Genomic DNA, 12,743 nt, shown 5'->3' on the forward strand with positions numbered 1-12,743 from the left:
CCTATTTCAGTCCAGACAGAATGGTGGTAACGATGCGGCCGCGATCGGCCTTGAAGTCGACTTTGTCGGCGTAATCCTCGACCCAGTCGTCGACGACGCGGTTTACGGATTGGACGATTTCGTCGCGGGTGGTTTTGCCGTTCTCCGGCAGGCGGGCGAAGATGCCCATGAAATCGCGCAGGGCCGTCACGGTCGGCTCCAGCCATTTGGCCATCCAGATGCGCATGACCCGACGGTTGTACTCGGCGAACTCCGGATCTTCCGCCAGGCACACGAAGAACATGTCCCGCATGCCGGCCTTGGCGATCTGGAAGTAGGTCTGGGCCTGGTTGACGAAGAACGGCGTGAGATTGTCGCCGAAACGCGGTGCCAGACGCTGGAAGGTTTCACGGCGCACGAACTGGCCGAACAGCGGGTCGTATATCAGATGGACCGCCAGCAGGCTTTCGTTCCAGTCATAAATCGATTGCCAGATATTTTCGACCGCTTCCCTGGCGCCCTTGTAGACTTGGCCTTTTAGCCACTCTTCCCTAGGCTCGTCGGTGCTTTCCGGGAAACCGGGCACGATCTTGGCGAGGAAACTGCGTTCCAACTGGACCATTTGCGCGATATCGACCTTGTCCAGGGCGCTGTTGACCGAGGTCACCCGGATGGTGTCGGAAAGCGCTTCGCGAGCTACTGAGGAGTGCGCGTTGAACAAGGCGTATTCATTGAACAGGAAAGCGCCCCACAGGCGGTTGATGACTTGGTCGCGCCACTCCGGTTTCATGGAACGGACCTGTCCTTCGGCGGAATAGGCCTCCAGGAAGCGCTCGGTGTAGCGCCATTCCTCGGCCTTGTCCTTCACATAAGGCGCGTGCCAGCGGCGATGCGGATCGCGGTGCCGGAACCAGTCGGTGGTGTGCAGTTCGGTGGTCTCATTCCCCCACGATGGACGGCCGCCGTGGAATTTCTGGGTCCAGTCGCCCCAATCGAGTCCACCGGGAATCCAGTCGGCGTTCGGCTGGGCATAGACGGTCAACGCCTCGTATTCCGTCAGCCTCTTCCAGCGGGGCTCGACGAAATAGCCCATCTTTCGCTGAGTATCCAGCGGATGGTCCGGGATCGACTCGAGAATCACGGTGGCCATGCCCGGATCGGTCAGGCCCCTTTTTCTTTCTTCCAACATACTCATGGATACCTTCCTGTGTCAGATGTGTCGGTGCGTTTACGCATGAGAGGGACGGTTCTCCGTGGTTCGGGCGGGAACCGTCCGTTCGAGCGATCGGCGCTCAGTTGAAGCGTTTCAGCGGGTCCTGGAAAACGCAGTTGAGGCGCTTGATGTCGTCCAGCGTCCACAGCTTGTCGCCGCGCACGTGGGGCTGGCCGATCAGGGTCTTGCCGTCGGCGCGCACGCCGTGCTGCTCGGCGATGACTTCGGACAGCTCGCGGCCTTCGTATTGCTCGAAGATGTTCTGGCATTCATAGCGATCCGGTTCGCTCAGCCACATGCGTTCGCCCCAGTCGTCGCTGAACGAGTGCTTCTTGCCGTTGTATTCATGTACTCGCAGCGTGCTGGCGCCTTTGCACAGGCTCGGACAGAACGGCACCTGGGAGACGCGGTCGATGTAAATCGGATGATTGTTCTCTATGAACCACATCAGGGGGATGAAGCCCGAGGATGGATCCTCGCAGCCGCGGGCGCGCCATTCTTCGTAGATCTTGCCGTAGTGGTCATACCAGCCGGGATAGTTTTCCTCGAACCACTGCATTTCCTCGGCGTCGGGCAGGGAGAGACGGAAGAACCCGGTCGGCCACAGCGCGTAGGCCAGCATGAACAAGTCGTGATGCGCCCAGTAAGCGTCCCTCTTGGCGTCGCGCAGGCTGCGCGGCGATTCCACGCCGTATTTTCCGAGACGTCCGATCCAGATTCCGCCCCAGTCTTCGTAGACCCAGCGGTTCCAGGTCTTGACCCACGGCTCGACCTTGAACTTGGAGCCGTACTCGAACAGCATGCCCAGCACCGGCGTGAAGTATTTCTGCTGGGTCCAGAAGGCATTGTTCAGGTCGGTGTTGAGGTATTTCGCCGCGGCCGGATCGTTGGCGATGGACACCACCGTCTGATAGCCGTTGGCCATGTGCCGGAGTTCGTCGGTTTCGATCGACAGGAACACGGTCGGCGTGATTTCGTCGCCGTTGGCGGCGGCCCATTCGGTAATCGCGACGATCAGGGGGTTGGTGAAACACGCTTCCCCGACCAATTGCAGATTGATCGAACATTCCACTGCGTCGCCGGAAATGAAGCCGTCGGCGAATACCCGCTTCATTCCTTTCCACAGGGGACCTATGGCACGGGTGCGGCGGGCATCGTTATGGCCGGCCGGATCGTGGTAATGCTTGGCGTAGTAATAATTGACGTAGGCACATTGGTTGGTATGGCGGATTTCGTCCAGCACCTGGGCAAGGTAACCGTTCTTCTGCTCGGCGGCGGTAGCACTGTCCCAGAGCATGGCGGAACCGGCGATGGCGTTGTATTCCCCCACTTCCAGGAAGTTGGACGCGACTTTCATGGTCTCGCCCCATTTGGGGTGAATACGGTTGCCGGCATTCAGACGGGTGAGCGCATCCTGCAAACTGCCGAATTGCCGTTCGTCCTTGACCGCTTCCATGCGCGCGTATTCCTTGGCGATGAGCTTGAACTGCTCCTTGGTTTCGTTCGCCATGTGGTATTTGGTCGCATACTTCGTCCGGTTGTTCTTGAACTCCCAGTTGAAGCTCTGCATCCAGCGATGGACTTCTTGTGCATTGACGCCGGTGGGCGCCCGATTGGTCGCCAAGGCATCGGTGGCCGCCTTGGTCGCACTGCTGATAGCCATAAACGTTTCCTCCATCATAGGGTTTTGGCATTTTTGGTCTTTAAGAGCGCGGTCCGCCGAAGCGTAGAGGAGCCATCTGCGACTCCCCGGAACGCTTCGCTAGTCGGGTCCTCGGCTTTATGTAGATCAGGATCCGTGCCATCATCCAAGAGACAGGTAAAATGTCTAACTATCAATGAGATAGAGTGGATTCCCTGGCTTGCCCGAGCGCCGGGCGGATGGTCCGGGATTCGGACAGTGTGTGGAATCCGGACGCTCTTCGATCCGAACAGTTCGGGAGTCGGAGGGGGCGACATATGCCTCTGCATGTCAGCTTTACGCGGCATGCCGGCTGAAGTACGCTTTCAAACCGATGGAGCCTGGGGGGCGAGAACGGAAAGGTCTTGCCGTAGCAGCGGTGCGTTTAAAACCCACCCCATTACCCACATCTTTTTACAGATTTTAAATCAATGGGTTGCCTGCCACGCCAAAGTTCCGATTCAAGGCGATGGCCCACTGGCGCAAGCCGAAAATCAAGCACTTGGATCGGCGCGACTGGCCTGGCCTCCATAGGCAAAGGACTTGTGGGTAATGGGGTGGTTTAAAACCGCACGGCCACTTTTTTATAAACAAGAAACAAACTGCGAGAGACCGAGACTTCCATGAAATGCTTGATTTTGGGCGGCGGCGGATTCATTGGTACACACCTGGTAGATACATTACTTGAACATCAGCATGAGGTCAGGGTTTTCGATAGGCCGAATCTGAAAGTTTCGGCGAGATATTTGAAACGAGAAAATATAGAATGGTTTGAAGGAGATTTTATAAATATTGAGGATATATCACGCGCTATGGAAGGATGCGATATCCTATTTCATTTGGCTTGGTCAACGCTGCCGAAATCGTCGAATGAAAATATCGTCTACGACTGCGAAACAAATCTCGTCGCCACGCTCAGATTATTGGATGCGGCCTGTAAATACAATATCAAGAGGGTCGTTTTTACGTCATCAGGAGGGACGGTCTACGGTCTGCCTTGCGAGCTTCCCATCAAAGAAACGCACCCTACCGAACCTATCGTTCCATACGGAATAACAAAATTGACGGTCGAAAAGTATCTGAAGCTTTATAAGACCATTAACAATTTGGACTTCACGGTTTTGCGCATAGCAAACCCTTTCGGAGAAAGGCAACAGTTAACATCCGCTCAAGGTGCGGTAACGATATTTTTGGCGAAAGCCCTGAAAGGGGAAACCATAGAGATCTGGGGAGACGGCAAGGTGATAAGGGATTACATCTACATTAAGGATGTGGCGGAAGCTCTACTAAAAGCCATGGACCATAAGGGAAGTTTTGACGTATTCAATATCGGTTCGGGGCGCGGGCGCAGCCTGAATGACATTGTTTCTGCCATTGAAAGTTTGCTCGAACGGCCGGTAAGCTGCCGTTATCTGCCATCTCGAAAGTTTGACGTGCCGGCTAACGTACTCGACATTTCACGTGCAGAAACGTCATTGGGATGGGCTCCGAACACGTCATTCGAGCAAGGATTGATCTACACGGCAGAATGGCTGAAAGCTTTGGAGAACTGAGAGAGTAATGATATGAGATCCGGTTCGGCGCTGCGCAGTACGGAAGGTAAAAAATGGAAACGGGCGGCCCGTGCCGGGCCGACTCAATCGGAATGCGCTAGATGTTCTTCGTATTTTCGAGCTGAGCCGAATTGGCGCTTCGAGAATTTGATGCCTGATGGGCCAGGCGGTGCAGCAACACCAGGCAACCGATCATGAGCCACATGTTCTTGAACCCGATGCGCATGAAATCGTAGGCCAGCGCACCCATTATGAAAAAGGCCGTAATACTGATCATGATGGAAGTCGACATGACATACCCCCATTCGTCATCGAGCCTGGCATAAATCCGCCGGGCCTTCTGCCCGCGATATAGCAGAAAAATGATGAATGCAAGAATGGCTGCCATGCCTATCATGCCTGTCTCTATACCTACCTGAAGATACGAGTTGTGTACCGTCAGCAAGCCCGGATTCCAAGAATTTTCATAATAGGCAAAAATGCCGCGGTTGTTGCCTATTCCCATGCCGTTGAATGGATGGTCGGCCAGGGCGCGGATAGCGGCGTCCCACAGCTTATAGCGTTCGGAAACACTGACGCTGTTTTTTGATAGATAAAGCTCGGGATTGAATATTCGCGAAATTCCATCCGGGAGGAAAGGAATACTGCCGAGAAAACCGATAAAGCCCAGCAGAATACCCACCATGTTTATCCGTAACAATCTGGTGGCGAGCAGCATGGGCAATATCAGCAGATAGGTCAGCATGCCGGTGCGGGAAAGCGAGGCCATCGCTGCCGCGAAGCATATACCCACTGCCGTCCACAGCACGACTTTCATCCATCGATTTCGGCTGAGTTTCATAAACCCGAAGAGTATGGGGACGAGGAACGCGGTATCCGCGGCAAGCACATTGGAGTGGGCAGTCGTCCCCGTGGCACGCCTTACCACGCCGATGCTCTTGGATTCGATACCGCTGACCTCCAGGCCGCTTGCGGCCTCACCATCCTCGAGCCATCCGATGCGCTCCTTGATTTCCGTATTCGGTAACACGCGTTGAACGACTGCGTAGGCGAAGGTGGCCAGACTCACCACGGCAAACAATGCCAGTGCTCGGGTCATGTGCTCCCGCTTACGAATCAGATTACAAACCAGGAAAAGGAATATGATCGTGGAAGCGAGAATGATCAGTTCTTGATAACCGCGTTTCAGCTCTTGGGCGTCGATGAGCGAGATCAGTCCGGCGATGAAATAAAGGCACAAGATAATGACTTCTTTTGGCCAGACGATTTTTGTCTTTCGGGCAAGGACATGAACCGCCCAGGCAAGCAAGGTCGCCAGGGCGAAAATCTTCGCTAAGGTGATATTGACGAACGGCAGTATGTTCCCGATCTTGCCGGCCATCTCCAGCGGAATGGCCATAAGCGTCAGGTAAAATCCGAGTCTTGGCCTGTAGATAATGGCCAGCAGCCCGACCACGCCGACCGGAACGGCGGCGTAGAACTTGACCGCGCCGGTTATGAGGAAAACGGTCGCGGCCGCACCTAGCGCCGCAAATAGCAAATAAACCGGGTTCCTGAACACTGCAGTTAATGAACCGGCATCCGCACGTCCTACCGCCATTTCAATTTTTCCCGCTGACGATTTGCCTGCCCACGAAAAACGCGATCAGGGCAGAACCGAATATGCGACCGGCCATCGTCGTGTAGGCCGCGCCATTGATCCCGTACCGCGGCACCAGATACAGTCCCAGGCAAAAACTGAACAGCACCAGGAAAAAATCGATGGCTGTCAGAATTTCCGCCCGGTTGCTTGAATACAATATGAGGTACAAGGGATGCACTATCAGCGTTACCAGCCCCCCTATCAGAAGTATGCGGAAAGGTTCCGCCGAACCGGCGAAGTCCGGGAACAATACGGCCAGTATAAAATCGATGAGAAAAAATAGGGGAGATAGGGTTACCGCTAGACCGGTGCATAGGAGGACGGTTGTTTTGAGGTGCGCCGACTTTTCCCGGTCGGTTGTCAGGCGCGCCGCTCTTGGCAGCAGCGTGGTAATGACCGAATAAGTCAGCAAGTCGATCACAAAACTTAGATTCCAGGCGACCGAATACACGCCGATTTCGTACGAGCCCCAATATCTTCCCAGCAAGAACGCATCCACGCGGGAATATAGGGTGAAGAGAAAGTGCGAGGCGATAATCCAGCGCGCGAACTTGAAGAGCTCCGAGAAATCATGCCGCGAGGGGCGGCCGGAAATCCGCCGTGATGGCCAGGCAAACAACGGCATGCCAGCCAGGTAGCTCACAAAGAATGTCAGCATCCATGCCATTGCCACCGCGTCCAGGCTGATTCCGTCAAGCTGCCATAGGGCCAGAAGCGCCGCCACCTTAGCTGCGTTGGCCGCAGCTTTTAAGAAAGCATATGCCGTGAAGCGTTCCTCGGCCTGTAACCGGGCCAACTGGTAATTCATGAGCGCGAATCCGATCAGACCCACGCTGGCCCATTCTAGCGGCCTCCCTAGAGCCGGCTCCTTGAATACCGCCAGCGCTATGGTGTCGGCCAAGGCATACAGCGCTCCGGAAAGCACCAGGGTGATCAGGATTTTTACCCTGAACGCGGCTTTGAAGACCATTTCCGCGCGTACGCGGTCTTCAGGGAGATACCCCGCGGCGATGCGGACCATCGCCAGGTCTATCCCGCTGCCGCAGACTTCCTGGAGGACATTCAGCAAGCTGATGGCGAGGGAAAACACCCCGAAAGCATTTGCGCCCAGGGTGTTGGCAGCGATGACGTTCGCGGCGAAGCCGGTCACAACATAACCGGCGCTGCCGATGGAAACCTTGAGCAGTGCCCTCAGCATGGATTGCATAGTGCTTTTTGACATGGAAGCTGAGGCAGGCATGCCCCCGCAAGCCCCAGGGATGGTCGGGATTCGCGGGACAATTTCGGGCGGACTTATTGCTTGGGCATGGAATAAAACAGATTCCAAACGTCAAAGGAGGGTCTTTTATTCGCGTTTTCGTCAAGCATTCCCACGTCTTTCCAAAGGGCTCCCCATTCCGGAGTTTGATCTTTTATGGCATTCCAAAGCTTATCGTAGTCCCGGTACGACCACATGACGACGAATTTGTACGAGTCTTCCGACGCGGCCTTCAGGAGCCCGTAATATATGTCGCGCTGTATTTCAGGCGTGGCGGGAAGCGAAGCAAGCGAACGAATGATGCTAGGCTGGGCAGGGTATCCGGCTTCGGTGATGGCGATCGGCTTATTGGCCGCGCTCTTCACCTTGGCCAGCGATCTGAGCGGATCGGAGAGATCGAGCGGATACTGGAGGAAAGGGTAAAAGCTGACGCCGATCAAGTCGGAATGCGACCATAATTCGCCAATCTTGCGCCAGCGGTCGTCGACGTTTCCGCGCGTGGGATTTTCGAGATTATGCAGGGACACGGTAAAAAACACCGGCAGCTGCGGGTAGATTGCTTTTAGCTGGGCATAGACATACTGGTAGAGGTTCACAAAGGCCGGCCAAAGGGCCGGGTTGTTTTCCAGAAGTTCGTTGGCCTCCACGGTGATGGCCAAATAGTCCGGATGGAAGAAATCCACGGCGCGCTTGACGTAATTGAGATAAGCGACTTTAACCTTCGGGTCGTCGAGCGAGAGGTTACGGAAGCTTTCCGGCAAGGGCGTTTGATAGGCCGCTCCCCGGTTCAGGGCCATGCCGTTCCGCTCTTGATTGAGCGGCGTCAGCGACAGGAACACTTTCATGTCTTTCTTGGTTGTGTTCTTCCGCAATTCCCACCCGCTCACCATCTCGGGAGGAAATGGCTTGCCTTCGACGGCTTCCACCCACGGCACCCCTTCTTCGATATGGTGCGATATGAGGTCCGCGTGATTATTGATGAAGTTGTAGGTATCTACCACGGCGGACGTGCTCGAGTTCCAGGGCCAGGGCGTGAAGCCCATGTAGAAAGGTCTGGTTTGCCCGGCTCCGGTCGCCCCGGATTGGGTCAGAAAGAGCAGAAAAACCAACGCAACACAGCGAGTGCTTACCTTAGGGGCCGCTATCTCATAGGTGGCCATTTCAATCCCCTTTGCGAAATGTTTTATAGATATCAAGGGTTTGTCGGGCCGTCCTTTCCCAAGTGAAATCCTGCGCCCGAACCAGGCCCTTGGAGCGGAGTTGGTTCCGGAGCTGTTCGTTTCGGGTGATATTCGCCATGGCTTCGGCGATCTCGTCGGTGGCCAGAGGATCCACCAGGATCGCGGCGTCCCGGGCGATCTCCTTCATGGAGGAGTTGTTCGATGTGATGACAGGGGTGCCCGCCGCCATCGCTTCAACGATAGGCAGTCCGAATCCCTCCCACAGCGAAGGGAAAACCAGGGCCGTCGCGCCGGCATAGAGCATGGGCAGCTCGTCCACGGGCGACTTTCCCAGGTCCACAACATCGTCCGCCAGGCGGTGCTTGGCGATCAGGGCGTCGACTTCCCGACTGGCCCAGGTTTTCGCGCCGGTCATGACCAGTTTGAAATCGGTTTTGAACGCTTGCTTGAACCGCGCGAACGCCTCCACGATCCGGACCAGGTTTTTCCTGGGTTCCCAGCGCCCGGAGAAAAGCAGATACGGCGTTGATAATCCGTATCGCTCGGCCAGGAAGCTCCGGCATTCTTCCGCAGGCAATGGCCTGAAGGAGGGATTTACGCCCAAATGGGTGACCGCCAACCGGTCGTCCGCTATCCGGAACTTGTCTTTGATGAAGTCGCGGATATGTTCCGAGATGCATACGATCAGGCCGGACTTGCGGAGAGCAAGCCCCATCAAGAACGACAGCCGCATTCTGATGGCGGGCGGATAGTATTCCGGATGCTCGAACATGCTGGAGCAGACCAGCGTGAAGATGTAGGTCGGATGCAAAAACACGGGAGGTACGTAGGTGGCGTGCCAGAGGTCCGACCTGTGTTTCAGGGTCAGCCACGGCAGATGCGTCAGCATGCTCGCCGTTCTGACTTGTGGCGATAGCGCAGTGTAGGTGACATTGTCCTGCGCCACGCCGATCACCTCGGGCGCTCGTTTGAACAAGGACACGATGTGGAATTCGCTGTTCTGGTCCAGCTTGGCCAGGGCGCGCACCAGCTCGACTTCATACCGTTCGGGCCCGCCGGAATTGCTCCCGGCGCTTCCTAGGAATAGTTGAATCCGCATAATTCGATGACTCGTTTTCGAAAAGGGGGATACCGAATGTCCGGCTATGGTTGGGGTTCCGGCAAGCCTGGAGGCTTAGCCTGCGTGGGCCAGGCGCCGGTAAAGATCTTCCAGCTTGCGTATGGCCTGCTCGGCGGAATAGTTCTGGAAAACCACTTGCTTGGCTTCCGCTCCAAGGCGCGAGCCCAAATCGGGATCCTGGATAATGCTGGATATGGCGGCGGCGATGGCCGTGGCGTCCGCGGGTGGGCAGAGCAGGGCGGTGCGCTTGTCCTCGAGCACCTCCGCCACCCCGGAACAGGCGCTTGCGACTATGGGCAATGCCATCGCCATGGCGCTGTAAATCACCATCGGCGTGCCTTCGGCGGAGGACGGCAAGGCAAACACATCGAACGCGGAAAGGAGATTGGCCACATCTTCCCTGAAGCCGAGGAAACGCACATGCGATTCCAGGCCGCGCGCCTTGGCATAATCGACCAATTCCTGCTCCAGGGGGCCGTCCCCCACGATCAGGGTTTTGACATTGGGGTGTTTCTCCAGCAAAAGGGAAGTCGCATCCAGCAATTTGTCTATCGCCTTTTCCGGCCACAGGCGCGCTATATCTCCGATGACGAAGTCACCGGGATCGATTCCCAGGCTGGCCCTGGCGGAGCTTTTGTCAGGCGCGTCCAGGAACACGCTTAGATCGATTCCCGAATAAATGGTGATGGACTTGGCGGGATCGATTCCCCGCCTCACGGTCTCCTTGTGGGTGTCCTCCGACACGTTGATGACATAATCGGCGAAGCGCATGACTTGCGCCCGGATAAACTCCAGCAGCCAGCGCTTGAAGCCGACTGCGTGCCAGGCGTGGTTCGAGATCACGAAAGGAGCATTGGTGATGCGGGCCGCGAGCAGTCCGACCACGTCCGCGCGGGTATCGTGGCTGTGCACGATCGGATTGGGCGAGCGGCGAATTTCGCCGACCAGCTGTTTTACCGCCCCGAAAAGATTCTTATAGACTCCCCAGGGAAGCACCTCGGAATCAAGCCCTTGGTCCCGCATGACCCGCGCCGAGCGCAGGTGAACCCCCTTCGGCTCGGCAAAAATGAACAGTCGATGGTTGAATGCCTCACGGTTGGCCTCCTTTACCCACCCGAGCAGCGTGGTCTCCACCCCTCCAGGATAGTTCGAATTTCTGACGTGAATAACCGTGATCAATTTATTCTCCGAATTCTTATTGTATTTATGGCCAGGCGTAAATGGCGTCCGGCATGCGCCATTTCGGGAAAGCGCCTGTTTATTCAAGCGAGGTTGTAATTTTGGTCGAGTCCCCCGGAGTCGGTGCTTATCGATTCCGTATCATGCTTGCTACCGACTTCTTCAATCTCTTGGCTTGTATTCGAGACGGAAATAAGAATCCCAGATGGATAGCGCTTTCTTTGGGCGGAGATGACTATCTTGCAAACCTGTGTTCTGCCATATCTTTGCCATATTTCCGATCATATATGGAAGTTTTTTAACAAGTTTTTCGAAATCGGTGGTGGCGAAGTTTACTACAAAAAGATATCTGTCCCGAACGGCGACAGATAGCAGTTTCGATACGAAATCCGTTTGTAGGTCCTCACTGCCGAAAAGAGGCAGAACGAAAATCCAAACGTCCTTGCTGGTATATCCGGATTCGGCAACCGCTATGGGGCGGCCGAACTGCCGTGCGAAATCCAGAAAACCTGACGGCATCGGACGTGGTACCTGATAGCTCATATAAGGATAGACGCTCATTCCGAACAGGTCGGAGTAAGTCATGAGATCCTTGACTAATCGATACTGTGTATCCTTGTCGGATTTGTCGGCCAGACCATTGAGATGCAGTACCTCTATGGAAACGAATACCGGCAGGTCAGGGTATTTTTCCTTCAAAAGCCGATAGCAATATTTGTGCAATTCCACGTAGGCCGGCCAGGCGTTTGGATTCTTGGTAATGAGCAAGTTCGCTTCCACGCCGATATTGAGGTAGTCCGGATGCATCTCATCCACAATGTGCATGAGAAATTCCCCGTAGGCCTTTTTTACCTCTGGAGAATCCAGCCTGGCATCGCGCCAAGCGGGTGGAAGCGGCATATTATCGCGTTCGCCCCAGTAAGGCGCGATTCCGGATCGATCCATGTCGAGCGGCGTTACCGAGACATAAAGTTTCTTGCCGCTCGGAGGGCGATATGACAACTGGGTATTGACGTCTTTAGGATAGGGTAAACCTCCGAAAGCCTCGGGCCATGGAATGCCTCCTAGAAGATGCACCACGGCAAGATCTGCATGTTGTTCTATAAATCGGTCGGCAATCTCCACGGAAGCCTCGGAGAGATCCGGAGGCCAACGCGTGAAGCCCATCAGAAACGGTCTGGAGTCCGCAGTGATTGGTGGTAGGACATCTAAATCCTTATGGTGATTTCCGCATCCGGTTGCGATTAGCAGCAGCCCGGCACAAGCTGCGACAAAGATAATCTTTATTTTATTCATTATATGTTACAAGCATTGCCGGTATGACAATGCGTATGTCATTAACGCTATTCGACAACGACAGCCGGTTACACGCGGTCGTCCATCAGTCCACGGAGATCAATGAGGAGAAAGTCTGTGTATCCAGCCGTCTGATTCGCATCCTGTCTGCACACCCCCTAATACGTATTCGAAGTACATATTCCCCCTTGTTAAGCAAGCTATGAATCAGTGTGTTTTATTGGCGGCTGCGAGCAACCGGTCGAGACTGAAGCGCTGAATAACGCCTTTGTGGCCGGCATGCCTCCATGAGATGCTGCGCCCGGGTCGTCTCATCCGCGTAGTGTGTACAATTGAACATTGAAGTTATTTTAACGACGGCAGAGACTTATCCAGGGTTTCCCGCATAGGTGCCGATCGGAGGACCCGGCAGGCCGACCCGTGAGAGTACTTTACTATAGTTTTTACCTTTAAGGGACGGCTGTTTCAGAGTGGGCTTGCCCCTGACCGGTCAGTGCCATTAGGCTGCGGAATGGGGTTTCAGCGCCTAAGGAGTGGACACTGCCAGGTCCATGCGGAAACTGGCCCGGCTGCTCGCGATTTCCACAAGATGAAAGCGGGTCCCGGCTTATGCCCCGATCGTCCCGAGAGGCAGATATCAC

At 55.3% G+C, this 12,743-nt stretch carries 9 protein-coding genes; 1 reads left to right on the forward strand and 8 read right to left on the reverse strand.

All coding sequences use genetic code 11. The features are described from left to right. Position 1: 1 nt before the first annotated feature. Entirely contained in the window at positions 2 to 1,174 is a 1,173-nt protein-coding gene (gene mmoY / locus sS8_RS03695) for an aromatic/alkene monooxygenase hydroxylase subunit beta (protein ID WP_119628472.1), read from the reverse strand. Between the two features lie 97 nt (positions 1,175 to 1,271). After that, positions 1,272 to 2,855 carry an aromatic/alkene monooxygenase hydroxylase subunit alpha gene (gene mmoX / locus sS8_RS03700; protein ID WP_119632605.1) on the reverse strand — a complete coding sequence of 528 codons (1,584 nt, stop codon included), beginning with the start codon at positions 2,853 to 2,855 and terminating at the stop codon, positions 1,272 to 1,274. Between the two features lie 641 nt (positions 2,856 to 3,496). Between mmoX and sS8_RS03705 the strand changes: the two genes are divergently transcribed. Continuing rightward, the gene (locus sS8_RS03705) at positions 3,497 to 4,426 is read left to right on the forward strand and encodes an NAD-dependent epimerase/dehydratase family protein (protein ID WP_119628473.1); all 930 of its coding nucleotides are present in this window, start codon (positions 3,497 to 3,499) and stop codon (positions 4,424 to 4,426) included. A gap of 97 nt (positions 4,427 to 4,523) precedes the next feature. On the opposite strand, the gene sS8_RS03710 is transcribed toward sS8_RS03705, so the two are convergent. The 6 genes from sS8_RS03710 to sS8_RS03735 form a co-directional block, all read right to left on the reverse strand. Beyond that, positions 4,524 to 6,026 carry an O-antigen ligase family protein gene (locus tag sS8_RS03710; RefSeq protein WP_119628474.1) on the reverse strand — a complete coding sequence of 501 codons (1,503 nt, stop codon included), beginning with the start codon at positions 6,024 to 6,026 and terminating at the stop codon, positions 4,524 to 4,526. A gap of 1 nt (position 6,027) precedes the next feature. Beyond that, positions 6,028 to 7,290, reverse strand: a complete 1,263-nt coding sequence (locus sS8_RS03715) for an oligosaccharide flippase family protein (RefSeq protein ID WP_170160935.1) — start codon at positions 7,288 to 7,290, stop codon at positions 6,028 to 6,030. Positions 7,291 to 7,361: 71 nt separating this feature from the next. Further along, a complete protein-coding gene (locus sS8_RS03720) occupies positions 7,362 to 8,486 on the reverse strand; it encodes a glycoside hydrolase family protein (RefSeq protein WP_119628476.1) in 1,125 nt (374 codons plus the stop codon). Between the two features lies 1 nt (position 8,487). Continuing rightward, positions 8,488 to 9,606, reverse strand: coding sequence for a glycosyltransferase family 4 protein (locus sS8_RS03725; RefSeq protein WP_119628477.1), 1,119 nt, complete (start codon positions 9,604 to 9,606; stop codon positions 8,488 to 8,490). 75 nt (positions 9,607 to 9,681) lie between these two features. Then, entirely contained in the window at positions 9,682 to 10,806 is a 1,125-nt protein-coding gene (locus sS8_RS03730) for a glycosyltransferase (RefSeq protein ID WP_145986399.1), read from the reverse strand. A gap of 162 nt (positions 10,807 to 10,968) precedes the next feature. Continuing rightward, the gene (locus sS8_RS03735) at positions 10,969 to 12,102 is read right to left on the reverse strand and encodes a glycosyl hydrolase 53 family protein (protein ID WP_119628479.1); all 1,134 of its coding nucleotides are present in this window, start codon (positions 12,100 to 12,102) and stop codon (positions 10,969 to 10,971) included. Between the last annotated feature and the right edge of the window lie 641 nt (positions 12,103 to 12,743).

The sequence above is a fragment of the Methylocaldum marinum genome (assembly GCF_003584645.1).
GTDB lineage: Bacteria > Pseudomonadota > Gammaproteobacteria > Methylococcales > Methylococcaceae > Methylocaldum > Methylocaldum marinum.